The organism is Amycolatopsis sp. NPDC047767, assembly GCF_040704195.1.
In the GTDB taxonomy this organism is placed as follows: domain Bacteria; phylum Actinomycetota; class Actinomycetes; order Mycobacteriales; family Pseudonocardiaceae; genus Amycolatopsis.
Map to the genome: position 1 here is coordinate 1 of NZ_JBEYSJ010000035.1, position 17,136 is coordinate 17,136.

Genomic DNA, 17,136 nt, shown 5'->3' on the forward strand with positions numbered 1-17,136 from the left:
ACGTCGCCACGTGGAAGGCGCTGGAGAAGCTCTACGCCGACGGCCGCGTGCGCGCCATCGGCGTGTCCAACTTCCAGCCGGCGCACCTGCGCCGCGTGCTCGACGAGGGCAGCGTGGTGCCGGCCGTGAACCAGATCGAGCTGTCGCCGTACCTCGTGCAGCAGGAACTGCGCACCTTCCACGCCGACCACGGCATCGCCACGGAGGCCTGGAGCCCGCTGGCCAAGGGCGGCGACCTGTTGGGCGAGCAGGCCGTCGCCGACGTCGCCGCCGCACACGGGCGCACCCCGGCCCAGGTCGTCCTGCGCTGGCACCTGCAGCTGGGCAACGTGGTCATCCCGAAGTCCGTCACGCCCTCCCGCGTGGCCGAGAACTTCGACGTCTTCGGCTTCACCCTCACCGACGCCGAGGTGGCGAGCCTGTCCGCGCTCGACCGCGGCCTGCGCACGGGTCCGGACCCGGACACGTTCGACGTGGCGTGAGATCGTGTTGAAACGGGCGGCTTCCCACGTGGGAGCCGCCCGTTTTTCGTTCTACGGTGCGGTATGGAGATCGAGCTGCGGGACTGGCTGCCCGACGACGCGGCGTGGTACGTCGCGCAGGTGCAAGACCCCGACACGCTGCGCTTCACCACGGAACGGGCGACGCTGACGGTCGCGGAGTTCCGGCGCGCGCTGGAGGCGTTGCGCCACAACGAGAACGCCCTCGGCTTCGTCGCCATCGCCGCCGGGTCCGGCGAACGGCTGGCCAACGTCGCGGCGGAGCGCAGAGGTGCCGTCGCCGAGGTCAGTTACTGGGTGGCAGCCTCCGCGCGAGGCCGCGGAGTCGCACGGCGCGCGCTCGCCGAGCTGTGCCGCCGGGTGAGCGCCGCGTGGCCCGGCACCGAGATCCGCCTCTGGACGCACGCCGACAACGTCGCTTCGCGGCGGGTGGCCGAGCACGCCGACTTCGGCCGCGTCGAAGGCCCGCCCACGAAGGAGGTCGGTGGCCAGGTCTGGCCGGTGGTCCACTACGCCAGGGAAAACCGTCAGGAAGACTCCGGCTTCCTCGCCACGCCACCCAACGTCAGGTAGTTCAGATCCCCCAACGGAGTCATCCTCGGACCGTCCGGCCACCACTCGTGCAGCGGGCCCAGGCCCGGCTCCAGCAGCTCCAGCCCGGTGAAAAACGACTCGATCTCCTCGCGCGAGCGGTGCACCGTGCCGAGGCCCGTGCCCTGGAAGGTCGAGTCGATGAGGTGCGCCAGGGCCTGGCGAGGGGGGTCCGCGGGGGGTGTGTAGTGGTGGGTGAGCAGGAGGTACGAGCCGGGGGCCAGCTGGTCGACGTAGCTGCGCACGATGAACTGCGCGCGGTCGAGGTTGTCGATGTGGTGGACGATCGAGCACAGCAGCAGGGCGATCGGGCGGTCGAAGTCGAGGTGGCGGTAGACGATGGGGTCGCCGAGGGTGGCGCCGGGGTCGGTGAGGTCGGCGCCGGAGACGTGGGTGCGGTCGTTGGTCTCCAGGACGGCGCGGCCGTGGACCTGGACGACCGGGTCGTTGTCGACGTACACCACGCGTGCGTCGGGGTTGTGGCGCTGGGCGACCTCGTGGGTGTTCTCCGCCGTGGGCATGCCGGAGCCGAGGTCGAGGAACTGGTCGATGCCCCGGTCGGCGGCGAGGTGGCGGACCACGCGCATGAGCCATTCGCGGTGCTCGCGCGCCATGGCCTGGGCGCCCGGGGCGACGGCGAGCAGGCGCTGGAGCATCACGCGGTCGGCTTCGTAGTGGTCGCAGCCGCCGAGCAGAGCGTCGGACAGGCGGGCCAGGCTGGGCCGGTCGTGGTCGAAGCGCGTCGAGGTCCCCGAAACCACCACTGCCCCCTTCGCGCCACGGACAGTGCACAGGGTACGACACCGGGTTCACCCCGGGAACCCACTCCCCGCAGCCTGCTCCACCTGCAGTAACGCTCAGGAGAACGAGAGTTCTACCCACGTGCTCCCGGCGTCGGTCGTCCGATACACAGCGGAGCCGCTCTCGGCGTCCGGCAGGCCGTCGACGACCACGCCGACGCCGTCGCCCACGAAGGCCAGATCCGACAGCCCCACGCCCCGATCAGACAGCACCGCGGTGGTCCACGTGTGGCCGCCGTCGGTGGTGTGGTGGAGGAAGCCGTCGCCGCCGCCCTCGGCCGCGACGGTCGCGGTGTCGGCGGTCGCCGCGCCGAAGCCCTGCGTGATGCCGACGGCCGGCGCGTAGGCCGTGCCGCTGAACGTGCCGCCCAGCCTCGGCGCGCGCCACATCCGCCGCTCCGACGAACCCGGCTGCGGTGAACCCGGGCTGCTGCTGCACAACGCGATCACCTGCCCAGCCCGCACCCCGCCCAGCGACGCCGTGGTCCCCGACGGGCACGGCGGCGAAGCGGGCGTGAACACGACACCGTCCCGCGAAGTCCAGTACTCCTCGGTGCGGTAGTCGGCGCCCAGCGCGATCTGCACCCCGCCCGCGGTGGCCACATCGCCGTAGGTGATCCCGCCCGTGACCTCGAACCCCGGCAGCGGCGCCAGCACCGGCCCGCCCGCCGGGCCCGAGTACACGGACGTGGTGTTGCCGTACGAATTGCTCGTGACCACGGCGAAAATCCGCCCGCCCGTCTCGGCCAGCGCCGACACGTACCGCTGCCCGCCGCCGGCGACCAGGACGGTGAACCAGTGACGGCCGCCGTCGCGGGTGGCGAGGATGCGGGAACCGTCGGTGACGTACAGATGCTCAGTGCTCGCGGCGACGAGCCGGACGTGGTTGTGGTTGTCCGGCAACGACATCGGCGGCGCGCCGAGCCGCCGCCAGTGCGCGCCGCCGTCGGTCGTGGCGAGCAGGACCGGGCACCAGCCCGGCTCGCCGCAGTCGGTGTAGCCGAGCACGAAGCCGTGCTCCGGCCCGGTCCAGCTCGTGGACGCGGGCGCGAAGCCGGCGGGAACGGCAGGAGCGGCGGTGGCGGAGGCAGGGACGAGGGCCAGCACGGCGAGTGCGGCCGCGACGACGGCGGCGCACCGGGTGGATTTCATGATCGGCAGACGTCCGGCTCTCACCCAGGTTGCCCGCCTGCCCCCGGACGGCGCGGAATTCAGCCCTTCGGCTTCCGCGGCGCCGGAGGCGCGGGTGGCCCCGGAGGTTCCGGCTGAGGAACCTGAACCTCCTTCACGGCCTTGTCCCCGGCAGGGGCGGGCGTGTCGAAGTGCTCCCGGCACCACCGGCCGTATCGCCTCGAATGCACTGTCATCGCGTCACCTCCTCCCGGATCGCACGGCTCGGACCCATCAAGGGTCCCCCGCGGACCGGAAGAGCGCCACTGCTTTGCGCGTGTCGATGACAAGCCTCAGCCGACCGGGTGGCGCCCCTCGGCGAACTCCTCGATCACCTTCGCGCAGAAGGCCGGCAGGTCGTCCGGGTTCCGGCTGGACACGAGACCGTTGTCCACCACCACTTCTTCGTCGACGACAGTGCCGCCCGCGTTGCGGATGTCCGTGCGCACGCTGGGAAACGACGTCAGCGTGCGACCGCGGAGAACGTCGGCCTCCACGAGCGTCCACGGTCCGTGGCAGATCACGCCGACGGGTTTGCCCGCGCGCACGAAGTCGCCCGCGAATCGCACGGCCGCCGGGTCGCGGCGCAGGTTGTCGGGGTTCATCGTGCCGCCGGGCAGCAGGAGGGCGTCGTAGTCGTCCGCGGAGACGTCGGCGACGAGCCGGTCGACCGGGAACGTGGCGCCCTTGTCGATGTCGCCGTTCATGGCCTGGATCTCGCCGTCGGCGAGCGAGACCAGGTCCGCCGTCGCGCCTTCGGCGGTGACCGCCTTGCGCGGCTGTTCCAGCTCCACCTGCTCGACGCCGTCGGCGGCCAGGATGGCCACCTTGCGGCCCTGAAGTGCGTTCCCCATCGGGTTTCCCTCCATCCGGGTCCAAGTGACTGGTCCCCGGCTACCCGCGTGGCGGACCGCTCAATCCGCGCGTGTCGCGGCTTCGATCGCGAGCACGGCGATGTCGTCGTGGCCGGAGTTGCCCAGCCACGCGCGCACGGCCTCGCGCAGCCGCGCGACGACCCGGTGCGCCGGGAGTCCGACGCAGTCGGCGAGGACGCTGTGGAACCGCTCGTCGCCGAACAGCTCGGCCGATTCCGTGCGGTTGCGCGCTTCCGTGACGCCGTCGGTGTAGAGCAGGCAGACGTCGCCCTCGTCGAGGTGCACCGTCGCCTCGGCGAAGCGGGCCTGCGGCGAGATCCCGACGAGCGTGCCCGGCACGCTCACCTCCTCGACCCCGCCGTCGCGGCGCAGCACGAGCGGCGCCGGATGCCCGCCCGAGGCGAGCGTGACGTCGAGCCCCGACTCCGCCGGCACCACCGAGCCGAGCACGAGCGTCGCGAAGCGGTTGGAGCCGCCGGCGATGAGCAGTTCGTTGAGCAGGCGCAGCATCGTGCGCCCGTCTCGTTCCACGAGCTGCAGCGCGGCCAGCGAATGCCGCACGCGGCCGGTGAGCGCGGCCGCCTCGGCGCCCTTGCCGCAGATGTCGCCGACCACCACGAACGCGCTGCCGTCGTCGCGGGCGAGCACGTCGTAGAAGTCTCCGCCCACCCCGAGAACGCCGCCGGCCGGCTCGTACCAGAGCTCGAAGGTGGCGCCCTCGACCTCGGCCGGCGGGGTCGGCTTCAGCGTGGTCTCCAGGCCGCGCGTCGCTTCTTCCTGACGCGCGTAGCGCTGCGCGTTGGCCAGCGCCGTGCCCGCGGCCGTGGCGAACGCCTCGATCGCCCGCGGCTGCCCGGCGCCGAACGCCGGTTCCGAGCGCCGCCCGATCAGCACCGCGCCCGTGACGCCGCCCTCGTCGACGCCCAGCGACACCACCGAAACCTCGGCGTGGCCGGAGAACCGCTCGGCCACCGCGGCGGGCATCGTCGCCACCTCCGCGGCCGGCACCACGCGCACCTCGGGCGGGCCGACGGCCGCGAAGGTCTCGGCCACGGCCGGCGCGTGCTGCGCCGGCACCCGCCGGATGCGGCCGTGGCCGGGCGCGCCGTGGTCCTCGCAGCTCCACCACTCCCAGCGGCCGCGGGTGGTCGGCAGCAGCACGAACACGCAGTCGCCCAGCGCCGACGCGGCCAGCTCGGCGATCACGCGCGCCGTGCCGTGGCGGCCGCGGGCCGCCGCGAGTTTCGGACCGGCTTCCGCGAGGAACTCCTCAGGACGGCGAGGACTGTCGTCGACCACGGTCCACACGCGCCAGCCCTCGGGCAGCGCACGCACGTGCGCGGCGCGGCGGACCTCACCGAGGTCGATGCGGCCGGTGGTCTCCGTCACGGTGTCGAGCACGGGCGGGCCTTCGGCGGCCAGCGTGCGCGCGGCCGCGTTGGCCCAGCGCACAGCGCCGGCCGGGTCCTGGACGAACACGGGGTCCCGCACGTCTTCGAGCACCGAACGCCAGAACCCCCCGTACTCGGGCAGCTCGGCGCCGGGTGGCAGGGCCGACGCCGGAGCGGGCCGTGACACCATGCACGAACCTCCTGCCTCCGGGTCGACCGACTTGTCGTCAGTACAAGGTTGGCACAGCGTGAGCGGGCGGACTGGCTCGAAGTGTAGGGCGAACCGTGGCACGCTGGGTCGACGACCATGGCTGGCACACGCGTGGTGGAGAGGGTCGGCACAGATGACAACCGGTTCCGAGCGGGACGAGATCACCGGTGGCACGGGCATCCCCGCCGGTGAGGCGGCCGCGCTGGAGCGGCTCCTGGCCGCCGTCCGTGACCTCGGCGAAGGCAACTTCCGCCGTCGGCTCGTGGCGAGCGGCGACGGGATCGCAGCTCAGCTCGCGGGCGCGTTCAACGACATCGCCGAGCGCAACCAGCGGCTCGTGACGGAACTCATGCGTGTGCGCGGCGCCGTCGGGCAGGAGGGCCGGCTCACCGAGCGCGTGCGCGCGGAGATCGGCCCCGGTGGTTGGACCACCGCCGTCGAGACCGTCAACGGGCTCATCGAGGACGTCAGCAAGCCCGTGGTGGAGCTCGACCGGGTGCTCGGCGCCGTGGCCGAGGGCGACCTGTCGCAGCCGATGGCGCTGCAGCTGGACGGCAAGCCGCTGCAGGGTCAGTACGCCGACCTCGCGAAGACCGTGAACGGCCTGCTCGCCCAGCTTTCGCGCTTCGCCGCCGAAGTGATCCGCCTCTCGCGCGAGATCGCCGGCGAGGGCCGCCTGGGCGGTCAGGCCGAGGTCCCCGGCGTGGCCGGCACCTGGCGCGACCTCACCGACTCCGTGAACTTCCTCGCCGACAACCTCACCGAGCAGGTCCGCAACATCGCCCAGGTCACCACCGCCGTGGCGCGCGGCGACCTGACCAAGAAGATCGACGTCGACGCCCGCGGCGAGATCCTCGAGCTCAAGACCACCATCAACACCATGGTCGACCAGCTCTCGGCCTTCGCCGACGAGGTCACGCGCGTCTCGCGCGAGGTCGGCAGCGAGGGCCGGCTCGGCGGCCAGGCCCGGGTGCCCGGCGTCGCCGGCACCTGGCGCGACCTCACCGACTCGGTGAACCTGATGGCCGACAACCTCACCGACCAGGTCCGCAACATCTCGCAGGTCGCCACGGCGGTCGCGGCGGGCGACCTGACCAAGAAGATCGACGTCGACGCCCGCGGCGAGATCCTGCAGCTCAAGACCACGCTCAACACGATGGTCGACCAGCTCTCCGCCTTCGCCGACGAGGTCACCCGCGTCGCCCGCGAGGTCGGCAGCGACGGCCGGCTCGGCGGCCAGGCCGAGGTGCCGGGCGCGGCCGGCACCTGGCGCAACCTCACCGACTCGGTCAACCAGATGGCCGACAACCTCACCGACCAGGTCCGCAACATCTCCCACGTGACCACCGCCGTGGCGAAGGGCGACCTGACGCAGAAGATCACCGTCGACGCGCGCGGCGAGATCCTCGAGCTCAAGACGACGATGAACACGATGGTCGACCAGCTCTCCGCCTTCGCCGACGAGGTCACGCGCGTGGCGCGCGAAGTCGGCACGGAAGGCATGCTGGGCGGCCAGGCACAGGTCCCCGGCGTCGCCGGCATCTGGCGCGACCTGACCGGGTCCGTGAACTTCATGGCCAACAACCTCACCGCGCAGGTCCGCAACATCGCGCAGGTGGCCACGGCCGTGGCGCGCGGCGACCTGACCAAGAAGATCGCGGTGGACGCCCGCGGCGAGATCCTCGAGCTGAAGACCACGCTGAACACGATGGTGGACCAGCTTTCCGCGTTCGCCGACGAGGTCACGCGAGTCGCGCGCGAGGTCGGCACCGAGGGGAAGCTCGGCGGTCAGGCGACCGTGCCCGGCGTGGCCGGCACGTGGAAGGACCTCACCGACAACGTCAACTTCATGGCCAACAACCTCACCGACCAGGTGCGGAACATCTCGCAGGTCACCTCCGCGGTCGCGAAGGGCGACCTGACGCAGAAGATCAGCGTCGACGCGCGCGGCGAGATCCTGGAGCTCAAGAACACGCTGAACACGATGGTGGACCAGCTTTCCGCGTTCGCCGACGAGGTCACGCGGGTGTCCCGCGAGGTCGGCACCGAGGGCAAGCTCGGCGGCCAGGCGCGCGTGCCCGGCGTGGCCGGCACGTGGAAGGACCTCACCGACAACGTCAACGGCATGGCCGACAACCTCACCGAGCAGGTCCGCAGCATCGCGACCATGGCGAGCGCGGTGGCCAACGGCGACCTGTCGAAGAAGATCTCCATCGACGCCGCCGGTGAGGTCGCGGCGCTCGCGGCCACGCTGAACAGCATGGTCGAGACGCTGCGCGCGTTCGCCGACGAGGTCACGCGCGTGGCGCGCGAGGTCGGCACGGAAGGTATCCTCGGCGGCCAGGCGCGCGTGCCCGGCGTGGCCGGCACGTGGAAGGACCTCACCGAGAACGTCAACTTCATGGCGCACAACCTGACCAGCCAGGTGCGCAACATCTCGCAGGTGACCACGGCGGTCGCGCGAGGGGACCTCTCGCGCAAGATCGACGTCGACGCGCGCGGCGAGATCCTGGAGCTCAAGACCACGATGAACACGATGGTCGACCAGCTCTCCGCGTTCGCGTCGGAGGTCACGCGTGTCGCGCGCGAAGTCGGCACCGAGGGCAAGCTCGGTGGTCAGGCCGAGGTCGAGGGCGTGTCCGGCACGTGGAAGCGGCTCACCGAGAGCGTGAACCAGCTGGCCGGCAACCTCACCACCCAGGTGCGCGCCATCGGCCAGGTCGCCACGGCCGTGACCGCGGGCGACCTGACCCGCCACATCACCGTGGACGCGTCCGGTGAGCTGGCGGACCTCAAGGACAACATCAACCAGATGATCGCGAACCTGAAGTCGACGACGTCGGCGAACCGCGAGCAGGACTGGCTGAAGACCAACCTCGCGCGCCTCGGCGGGCGGATGCAGGGCCACCGCGACCTCGCGTCCGTGGCCACGCTCATCCTGTCGGAGCTGGCGCCGCTGGTGAGCGCGCAGCAGGGCGCGTTCTTCCTGGCCCACGACGACGGCAGCGACCCCGGCCGCAAGGTGCTCGACTGCATCGCCGCCTACGGGCTCGCGCAGTCGCGCGCCGGGCTGCGGTTCACGCTCGGCGAGTCGCTGATCGGGCAGGCCGCCGTCGACCGGCAGACGATCCTCGTGCGCGAGGCACCGCCGGAGTACGCGCTGGTGTCCTCGGGCCTCGGCTCGGCACCGCCGGTGAACGTGATCGTGCTGCCCGTGCTGTTCCAGGGCGAGGTGCTCGGTGTGCTGGAACTGGCGTCGGTCAACGAGTTCTCCGCCGTGCACCTGGATCTGCTGGAGCAGCTGCGCCACACCATCGGCGTCAACGTGAACACGATCCTGTCGAACTCGCGCACCGAGGCGCTGCTGACCGAATCGCAGCGGCTGGCCCAGGAGCTGCGCGCGCGGTCGGAGCAGCTGCAGGCGCAGCAGGGCGAGCTGCGGCGCTCCAACACGGAGTTGGCCGAGAAGGCGGCGCTGCTGGCCCAGCAGAACCGCGACATCGAGGTCAAGAACATCGAGATCGAGCAGGCGCGCCAGGAGCTGGAGGAGCGCGCCGGGCAGCTCACCGTGGCGTCGCAGTACAAGACCGAGTTTATGGCGAACATGTCGCACGAGCTGCGAACTCCGCTCAACAGCGCGCTGATCCTCGCGAAGCTGCTGTCGGAGAACCCGGAGGGCAACCTCACGGAGAAGCAGATCCAGTTCGCCCGCACGATCTACGCGGCGGGCAGCGACCTGCAGCAGCTGATCAACGACATCCTCGACCTCGCGAAGGTCGAGGCCGGGCGCATGGACCTGCAGATGTCGGACGTGACGCTGCCGGAGCTCGTGAACTACGTCGAGTCCCTGTGCCGCCCGCTCACCGCGGACAAGGGGCTGGAGTTCGCGGTCCGCATCGATCCGCCCGTGCCCGGCAGCGTGCACACCGACGAACACCGGTTGCAGCAGGTGCTGCGCAACTTGCTGTCCAACGCCGCCAAGTTCACCGACGAGGGCGGCGTGCGGCTGCACATCCGCATGGCGTCGGCCGAGGAGGTCGAGCAGGAGGCGCTGCAGTCGGCGGCGGGGATCATCGCGTTCGCCGTGGAGGACACCGGCATCGGCATCCCCGAGGAGAAGCTGGCGATCATCTTCGACGCGTTCCGCCAGGCCGACGGCACCACCAGCCGCAAGTACGGCGGCACCGGCCTCGGGCTCTCGATCAGCCAGCAGCTCACGGAACTCATCGGCGGCGAACTGCGGGTGCGCAGCGAACCAGGCAAGGGCAGCACGTTCACGCTGTACCTGCCCGTGGGCGCCGCGAACCTCATCGCGCCCGCCGTCCCGGTGCGGCCCAAGCCGAAGCTTCCGGTCCTGCCGAGCACGATCACCGTGACCGAACCGGACAGCGCCCCGAAGCGCTTCAACGGCGAGAAGGTCCTCATCGTCGACGACGACCTGCGCAACGTCTTCGCCCTCGCCGCGGTGCTCGAACAGGCCGGCCTCGAGGTGATCTACGCCGACACGGGCGTCGCGGGCATCCGCGCCCTGGAACGCCACGAGGACACCGCGTTGGTGCTGATGGATGTGATGATGCCCGAGCTCGACGGCAACGCCACCATCGCGGCCATCCGTGCCGAGGCTGCGCACGAGGACCTGCCCGTGATTGCCGTCACAGCCAAGGCCACCGCCGAGGACCGCGAACGCACCCTCGCCTCGGGCGCCGACGACTACATCACCAAGCCGGTGGACACCGACCTGCTCCTGGACGTGATCGCGACCCGCCTCGAGGCCGACGCGGCCTCGTCTTCGCAGGTGAACGGATATGGAGCGGGTGACGGGAATCGAACCCGCGTAGCTAGTTTGGAAGACTAGGGCTCTACCATTGAGCTACACCCGCAGCGCCCCTCGGGGACCCAGTGGACCCGGAGGCTGGCCCAGCTTAGCGTGAGGGCTAGGCTGGTGCCGCACACCCCCTCCGGACCACGTTCCGGCGGGTGGCGGGCATCGGGATGTGGCGCAGCTTGGTAGCGCATCCGCTTTGGGAGCGGAGGGTCGCAGGTTCAAATCCTGTCATCCCGACTCAGGCAATTGGTTCGACCAGCGAGACGGCGGGGCTTCTCCGGGTGGAGAGACCCCGCCGTCTCGGTTTTCGTCTCAGTACAAGCCGTTATACGCAGGCCGGATGATTCGTCGTCATCCGGGCTCGCCGCCTACCCCATCGCGGCGTCCGGCAATCGCTGGGCGGGGACAGCGATGGGCGGGCGCATGAACGAGCCAATGTGGACAGAGACCGCGGACCTGTCCATGAGGTACGGGATTTTCGCCATCGGGGACTTGACCGCGGGCTCACCCATCCCAAGCCTGCCACTCGTTACGGCACGTTGGCCATCGTCTGCCGCTCGGCGGTGATCCGCCACGCGACAACCACCTCCGTGCAGCACACGGTCTAGCCTGCCTCGTGGACCGTGGTGGTGTAGGTGTCGATCGAATCGCCCGCGGCGTACTGCGTCAACACGACACCGTCCGGGGTGGGCGTGGCGAGGATTTCGTTGGCGTTGCCGCCGCCGATCTTCGTCGGGTAGCCGTTGAGAATCGCGTGGTCGGGGTCCTCGAGGTCGATCAGGTCGAACCCGCCGTGGGACTGGATGCCTTCAGCGGCACCGGAGCAGAGCATCTTCTCGTACGGCACGTACTGGCAGTCCTGGTAGCCGACGTAGTCCGAGGGGTTCTTCCAGGTGCCGACGAGCTTCCCCTTCAGGGTCCACTCGTAGAAGGTCCGCGAGTCCCAGCTCTGGCCCACCAGGGTCTTCTTCACCGGGTCGTAGACGACGCCGCCGACGTGGTCGTAGTCGACCGTGAAGAGGGTCGTGACCTGGTAGGTCTTGATGTTGATCCGCAGGATGTCGGCCGAGCTGTGCGGCGAGTCGACCGCGAGCGGGACATACGCGTAGTCGCCGTAGACCTCGAAACCGCCGGCGTGGGTGCGGGCGCCGTCGACGAACGCGATGTCCTTGATGAGGGTGCCGTTCTTGCCGAGGATGACGAGGTGGCCGTCGTTGGCGGTGTGGTCGTAGACCGAGATGTAGTAACGGCCGTTGTAGTACTTGAAGCCCTCTTGCTCGTAGTCGACGCCGGCAGGCTGCCAGGTCTGCGGGATGGAGCCGGACTTGGTCCAGACGGTGTTCTGGTCGACCTGCTCGAAGGCAGCCACCAGCGAAGCGTCGCGGTGGTCGGCGCCCGGGGTCTTGACGTTGTCCTTCGGGGACTGCGCCGCCGGGCCGGCCTGGACCTCGATCGGAGCCGGGTCGGCCAGGGTCGCGGCGACAGCGGTGGAGGCGATGCCGGCCACGGCGAGGGACGCGCACGCGATGACAGCGAGACGCGTGCGATTGCCGTGGCGCGAGCTCGGGTGCGCCGCAGCGGACCTGGTGGGGAAGATTCTCATGGGCCGACGCTCTCGAAGGCGTCTGGCCGGTTCGTGAAGAAGGACGGATCGGATCGCGAACCTTGCCTGAAGCCATGATCAGGTGTTCACCAAGAGGCCCACTTCGGTTTGTCCGGTAGGGCTGATTTCGCAGCTGTCGCGGACGTGCTGGTTCACGGATGGTCCCGCGCCCGCCGCAGGTCAGCTCCGGTCATGGTGACGACGGTGCCTTGGTTGGCCGGGGTGATCTCTGCTCCGGTCCCGCAAGGGGAAGGGTCACGTGCAGGGCGGTGCCCGCGCCGGGTGGGCTTTCGAGGTGGAGCTGGCCGCCGATGGCCTCGGCGCGGTCTTTGAGGCCGAGCAGCCCGGTGCCCCGGGTGAGGTCGGCGCCACCGACGCCGTCGTCGCGGACCGTGATGCGCAGGACGCCGGTGGCGGGGTCGGGATCGATGGTGACGGCGACCGAGGACGCGCGTGCGTGTTTGGCCGCGTTGGTCAGGGCTTCGGCGATGATGAAGTAGGCGCTGACTTCGATGGGCTCGGGCAGAGGTGGCAGCGGGTGGAGGTCGAGCTCGACCGGGATCGGCGAGCGGCGGGCGAGAGCGCGGACGGCCGGTGCGATTCCGCCGGTGGCCCGGATGCCGGGGTGGAGGCCGTGGGCGATTTCGCGTAGCTCGTCCAGCACGCCGATGGTTTCGCCGGCGAGGTTGTCGAGTTCGATGGCGAGGTGGCCGGTGTCCGGTGGCATCTCGGCTTGGATCGCGCGCAGGCGGAGGGTGAGGGTGACCAGGCGTTGCTGGGCGCCGTCGTGCAGGTCGCGTTCGATGCGTTGGCGTGCTTGGTCGGCGGCGGTGACGATGCGGGCTCGGGAGGCGGTGAGCTGGGTGTAGAGCTGGGCGTTGTCGAGGGAAACGGCGAGTTGGCCGGCGATGAGTTTGACGGCGTCGAGCCGGTCGGCGGTGAACGCGCCGCGGATCAGGCGGTTTTCCAGCAGCAGCGCGGCTCGCAGGACGGCGCGGCTGAGGATGGGTACGGCGAGCAGCGAGCAGCCGGAGAGGTCGGTGAAGCACGGGTCGTGGGCGAAGCGTTCATCGTGGGTGACGTCATCGACGACCAGTGGTGTCTCGGTCCGGCGGAGGTAACGCAGCACCGACATCGGCACCGCGCGGTCGTGACCGGGGGTGCCCGTGGTTTCGGGCAGCAGCCAGTTCTGCTGGTCGTCGCTCCACAGCAGCAGGCGGACGTCGGTGGCCCCGGTCATCGCGCTGAGCACCTCGACGACGCGCGCGTGCAGGCGCTCGATGCTGGTCTCGGAACTCAGTGCCTGGGACGCGGAGAGAATGCCGAGCAGGTCGAGGGTGCCCGTGGTGACTGCGCCGGGTTGATTCAGCAGCTCGCCGGGCTGGTTCAGGGCCGGCCCGAGGCTGGCCTCGAAGTGTCGTCGCAGCGTGGGGTAGGCCCAGTCGAGTTGGGTGACCTTGGCGCTCGCGCCCCAGGCGGCGTAGTGCCGATGGGCCTGGGCGAGCAGTTCGCGACCGGCGTGGTCCAGACCGCGGGCCAGGTGGAAGCGCGCGGCGCGCTCGGTGATCAACGCACGGTGCCAGGGCCTGGCGCGGCGGGAGACCTCGCTGCGGGCCGCGTCGAACGCCAGCTCGGCGGCCTGCACATTACCCGCCGCCCAGGCCCGCTCGGCCTCCATCCACCGCAGCAGGTGCAGGAAATTGTCCGGGGCGTCCGCGGCCCGGGCGGCCAGCCAGCCCGTCACCTCGTCCAGTTCGGACAGCAGCGCGCAGCGTTCGTCGCCGTCGGCCGCGCGGGCGCGCTCGGCGAGGGCCAGCCCGTGCAGCGAGCGGACCACGGCGGTGGGGTAGAAGCCGGCGGCAACCGGGAGCAGCCGCATTCCCGCCGCGCTCTCCCGGATCAGACTGTCCAGATCCCCCGAGACGGCGGCGGCGATCGCGCGAGCGAGATGCGCGTGGAGAAGCGCGAGCGGGTTGTCGGTGAACCGGTCGAGGGTGATCGGGTCGGCAGGGCTGTCGCCGCGGAGCACGTCGGCCAGCCAGCGGTAGGTCTCGAGCACCTGTCCGGTCTGCTCGTTGCCGGTCCGGTGCACGAAGTTCAGTCCACTGTCGACTTCGGCGAGGAGGCTTTCCAGCGACGGGGCGCAGTCCGCCAGGGACCGCACTGTCAAGAGGAAGGTGTAGCCGGCGTTCGTCAGGTCGCCCTCGGCGATCAACCCGTCCCGGGCCCGCTGAGCTTCGTGGACTCCGTTCTCGATCGGCTCCAGCCAGCAGCTGAAGAGGGCGGACCGGTGGCGCGCCCGCGACATGCCGGGCTCGGCGCCGCGGGCCTCGGCCCACGCCAGGAGCCGCTGTGCCGCTCGGTATCCCCCGACGTAGTCGCCGCGCTGCGCCACGGCGCAGTAGGCGGCGGCGCCGGCGGGCCCGAGCAAGGTGGGGCCGGGGCCGTGGTCGATCCAGATCCGCAAGCCTTCCAGCCCGATCCACGCGACCGAGGCGAAATCGGCGGCGAAGTAGGCCGCCAGGAACGCCGCGTCGAGCACGTCGGTCGCGTCCAGGAGCACGGAGTCGGTGAGATCCGGCCGGGCCAGGTCGTCGGCGGGGTCGCTGTGCTCCAGCCAGTGGTGGAGGAGCGCGAACCCCCGGTCGATTTCGGCGGGGAGCCGCTCCGCCGACGGGACGTCGAGCCCGCACTCCCGCAGCGACTGCAGGCTGAGGCTGATCGCCTCCCCGAACCGGCCCTGGTAGCTGAGGCTGCGCACGTGGATCGCGATCGCGCTCGTGCGGTCCGGTGTGCTCGGGCAGAGCCGTTCGATCTCCCGGTACTCGTCGTCGGCCTCTCCCAGGCGGCCCAAGCTGAACAGCGCCGCCTGCCGGGTCCTGCGCAGCTCGAGCGCCACCGCGGTCTGCGCGGGGTCGACCACCTGCAACGCGGCCACCAGGAGCGCGTTCACCAGCGCGTGATCGCCGATCAGCGCGGCCTGGCCGGCCGCGCGCTGCAGCAGCTCGGTCACCTCTCGCCGCTCGGTGAGGTCTTCGACCGCGTCGAGCACCGCCAGGTACTGCTCGGCGGCGACCGCGAACAGGTCAGGTGCTCGGGCCAGCCGTCGTGCCATGGCCAGTTGCAAGGCGCTTCGCCGCTGGGGACTGAGCCCGCGCAGGATGGCCTCGCGGATGCGGTCGTGGCGGAACCGCACGGCGTCGCGCTCCAGGACGAGCAGGCCCTCGTCGGCGGGCGGAGTCAGGCGCTGTGCCACCACGTCGGCCGCTTCGCCGGTGGCGGTCTGCAGCACCTCGGTCTCGACCTGCCCACCCACGCAGGCCATCGCCTCCACCAGCTGCCGCGACGGCGGCGGCAGGGCCCGGATCCGCGACGTCAGCAGGTCGCCGCCCTCCGCCGGGCCCAGGCGGGCGCGCACTACCGCGGGGTCCCACTGCCAGCCCGCGGAGGTCGCGGTGAGGACGCCGTGGTGAGCCAGCGCGGTGAGCAGCTGCACGGTTTCGTAGGGGTTGCCGCGGGTGTGCGGTGCAATCACCCCGACCAGGCCGGTCGCGGCGGCTGCTTCGGCGTGCAGCATGTCGGCGACCAGGGCGATCAGGCTGGGGGTGGGCAGGTTCTCCAGCTGCACGTAACGCACGCCGGCCCGGTCGCGTGACCGCGACAGCGTCGGTGGCTGTGCCGTTTCCCCCTCGTTGTCCCGGTGCACGCCCACCACCAGCAGGCCGGGGATCGGGTCGGTGTCGAGCAACAGGTCGACGAAGCCGAGCGGGCCGGGGCCGGCCCATTGCAGGTCGTCGAGGAACAGCACCAGCGGCCGGTCCGGGGAGGCGACCGCGCGCAGGATGCGAACACTGTTGTGTTGCGCGCGCACTCGTGCGGTGAGGAGATCGCCGGGATCGGGCGGCACGGCCAGCAGGGCGGCGAACTCCGGCACGACGGCGGTGAGCAGGCCCGCGTTCGGGCCGACTGCGTCGGTGATCCGTAGCCGGAGCTGGGCCAGCTCGCTCTCCGGCTGGGCCAGGAGCAACCTGCCGAGCGAGCGGAACGCCTGGAACACCCCGTCGAATTCCAGGTCGCGCCGGTACTGGTCGAACTTGCCGGCCAGGAACCAGCCGCCCCGGCTGGTGACCGCCGGCCGTAGCTCGTGGGCCAGGGCCGTTTTACCGACTCCGGCCGCACCGCCGATCAGCACTCCCCGGCACCGGCCCGTCAGCGCGTCCTCGAACGCCGCCCGCAACGCGGCCACCTCGATGTCGCGCCCCACCAGCCGTGCCGGGGCGAAGGGCCGGCGCGGGAAGTCGTGGTGCCCGATCGGGATCGGTTCCGACGCGCGCCCGGTCCGGGCGTCACGCAACCGTTCCAGGTCGTGCGCCACACCCTCCGCGGTCTGGTAGCGGTGGTCGGGTTCCTTTTCCAGGAGGTGCGCGATGATCTCGGACAGCGGGGCGGGGAGGGCCGGGTTCACCTCGGCCGGGGGCGCAGGTACCCGGGCCAGGTGGTCGTGGACCAGTCGCAGCGGGTTGTCGGAGCCGAACGGCGGCGCGCCTGTTGCCAGTTCGTAGAGCGTGGCACCCAGCGCGTAGAGGTCGCTGCGTTGATCCAGCGGACGGCCGGTCCGCCCGGTTTGCTCGGGCGCGAGGTAGGCCAGTGTCCCGACGATGTCGCTGTGGCCGGGGAAGGGTGGGCCGGGGTCGGTGAGGGAGGCGGCGAGCGCGAAGTCGAGCAGGCACGGGGTGCCCTCGGGGGAAAGCACGATGTTCGCGGGGGTGATGTCGCGGTGCAGCACCCCGCGCCGGTGCATGGCCGCCACGGCTCGGGCCACCCCGAGCCCGACCCCGAGCAGGACGTCGACGGGAAGTGGCTCCGCCCGTCCGGCCAGGCTTCGGCCGCCGGCGTCCGCCAGCACGATCGACCCCGCATAGCGCGGCGCGTCCAGCAGCTGGGCGACATTCGGAACCCCGCGAAGCCGCTCCAGCATCGCCCGCTCGTGCCGCAGCCGCTCGGGTGCGTCCGGGCCCAGCGGCTGTTTGCACACCACAGTCCGCTTCCCGAGGAACACCCGGCTTACCCGCGTGCGCCCGGTCTCGCTCAGCACGGCCACCTGCGCGGACGAACCCCGCCCCGGCAGCCCACCAGTGTCCATCCGACACCTCCACGACCCACCGCGACT

General features: G+C 71.2%; 9 protein-coding genes and 2 tRNA genes. 4 read left to right on the forward strand and 7 right to left on the reverse strand.

What is annotated here, in order from left to right; all coding sequences use genetic code 11:
* Together AB0878_RS39965 and AB0878_RS39970 are read left to right on the forward strand one after the other, a co-directional pair.
* The coding region (locus AB0878_RS39965; RefSeq protein WP_366586511.1) for an aldo/keto reductase at window positions 1-482 on the forward strand (482 nt) is incomplete at its 5' end.
* Between the two features lie 63 nt (window positions 483-545).
* A complete protein-coding gene (locus tag AB0878_RS39970) occupies window positions 546-1,073 on the forward strand; it encodes a GNAT family N-acetyltransferase (protein WP_366586514.1) in 528 nt (175 codons plus the stop codon).
* Here the strand turns inward: AB0878_RS39970 and AB0878_RS39975 are convergent.
* The 4 genes from AB0878_RS39975 to AB0878_RS39990 all read right to left on the reverse strand — a co-directional run bounded on the left by AB0878_RS39975 (window position 1,028) and on the right by AB0878_RS39990 (window position 5,517).
* Window positions 1,028-1,852, reverse strand: a complete 825-nt coding sequence (locus AB0878_RS39975; RefSeq protein ID WP_366586517.1) for an SAM-dependent methyltransferase — start codon at window positions 1,850-1,852, stop codon at window positions 1,028-1,030. The genes AB0878_RS39970 and AB0878_RS39975 overlap by 46 nt on opposite strands.
* Window positions 1,853-1,948: 96 nt before the next feature.
* A complete protein-coding gene (locus AB0878_RS39980) occupies window positions 1,949-3,043 on the reverse strand; it encodes a hypothetical protein (protein WP_366586520.1) in 1,095 nt (364 codons plus the stop codon).
* Window positions 3,044-3,354: 311 nt separating this feature from the next.
* The gene (locus AB0878_RS39985; protein WP_366586523.1) at window positions 3,355-3,915 is read right to left on the reverse strand and encodes a type 1 glutamine amidotransferase domain-containing protein; all 561 of its coding nucleotides are present in this window, start codon (window positions 3,913-3,915) and stop codon (window positions 3,355-3,357) included.
* A 60-nt stretch (window positions 3,916-3,975) separates the two neighbouring features.
* On the reverse strand, window positions 3,976-5,517 hold the full coding sequence (locus AB0878_RS39990) for a PP2C family protein-serine/threonine phosphatase (RefSeq protein WP_366586525.1): 1,542 nt from the start codon (window positions 5,515-5,517) through the stop codon (window positions 3,976-3,978).
* 154 nt (window positions 5,518-5,671) lie between these two features.
* On the opposite strand from AB0878_RS39990, the gene AB0878_RS39995 reads away from it, so the two are divergent.
* Window positions 5,672-10,393, forward strand: a complete 4,722-nt coding sequence (locus AB0878_RS39995; protein ID WP_366586684.1) for a HAMP domain-containing protein — start codon at window positions 5,672-5,674, stop codon at window positions 10,391-10,393.
* On the opposite strand, the gene AB0878_RS40000 is transcribed toward AB0878_RS39995, so the two are convergent.
* Window positions 10,345-10,418, reverse strand: a tRNA-Gly gene (locus tag AB0878_RS40000). The genes AB0878_RS39995 and AB0878_RS40000 overlap by 49 nt on opposite strands.
* Window positions 10,419-10,526: 108 nt before the next feature.
* Between AB0878_RS40000 and AB0878_RS40005 the strand changes: the two genes are divergently transcribed.
* Window positions 10,527-10,600: transfer RNA gene (locus AB0878_RS40005), tRNA-Pro, on the forward strand.
* Between the two features lie 367 nt (window positions 10,601-10,967).
* On the opposite strand, the gene AB0878_RS40010 is transcribed toward AB0878_RS40005, so the two are convergent.
* Together AB0878_RS40010 and AB0878_RS40015 are read right to left on the reverse strand one after the other, a co-directional pair.
* The gene (locus tag AB0878_RS40010; RefSeq protein ID WP_366586529.1) at window positions 10,968-11,966 is read right to left on the reverse strand and encodes a DUF6454 family protein; all 999 of its coding nucleotides are present in this window, start codon (window positions 11,964-11,966) and stop codon (window positions 10,968-10,970) included.
* Between the two features lie 190 nt (window positions 11,967-12,156).
* Window positions 12,157-17,109 (reverse strand): AAA family ATPase, encoded by a 4,953-nt coding sequence (locus AB0878_RS40015; RefSeq protein WP_366586531.1) that lies wholly within the window; start codon window positions 17,107-17,109, stop codon window positions 12,157-12,159.
* Between the last annotated feature and the right edge of the window lie 27 nt (window positions 17,110-17,136).

Coding starts and splice junctions, on each gene's coding strand:
- AB0878_RS39970 (WP_366586514.1), top strand. CDS start 546: ATGGAGATCGAGCTGCGGGACTGGCTGCCCGACGACGCGGCGTGGTAC.
- AB0878_RS39980 (WP_366586520.1), bottom strand. CDS start 3,043: ATGAAATCCACCCGGTGCGCCGCCGTCGTCGCGGCCGCACTCGCCGTG.
- AB0878_RS39985 (WP_366586523.1), bottom strand. CDS start 3,915: ATGGGGAACGCACTTCAGGGCCGCAAGGTGGCCATCCTGGCCGCCGAC.
- AB0878_RS39990 (WP_366586525.1), bottom strand. CDS start 5,517: ATGGTGTCACGGCCCGCTCCGGCGTCGGCCCTGCCACCCGGCGCCGAG.
- AB0878_RS39995 (WP_366586684.1), top strand. CDS start 5,672: ATGACAACCGGTTCCGAGCGGGACGAGATCACCGGTGGCACGGGCATC.
- AB0878_RS40010 (WP_366586529.1), bottom strand. CDS start 11,966: ATGAGAATCTTCCCCACCAGGTCCGCTGCGGCGCACCCGAGCTCGCGC.
- AB0878_RS40015 (WP_366586531.1), bottom strand. CDS start 17,109: ATGGACACTGGTGGGCTGCCGGGGCGGGGTTCGTCCGCGCAGGTGGCC.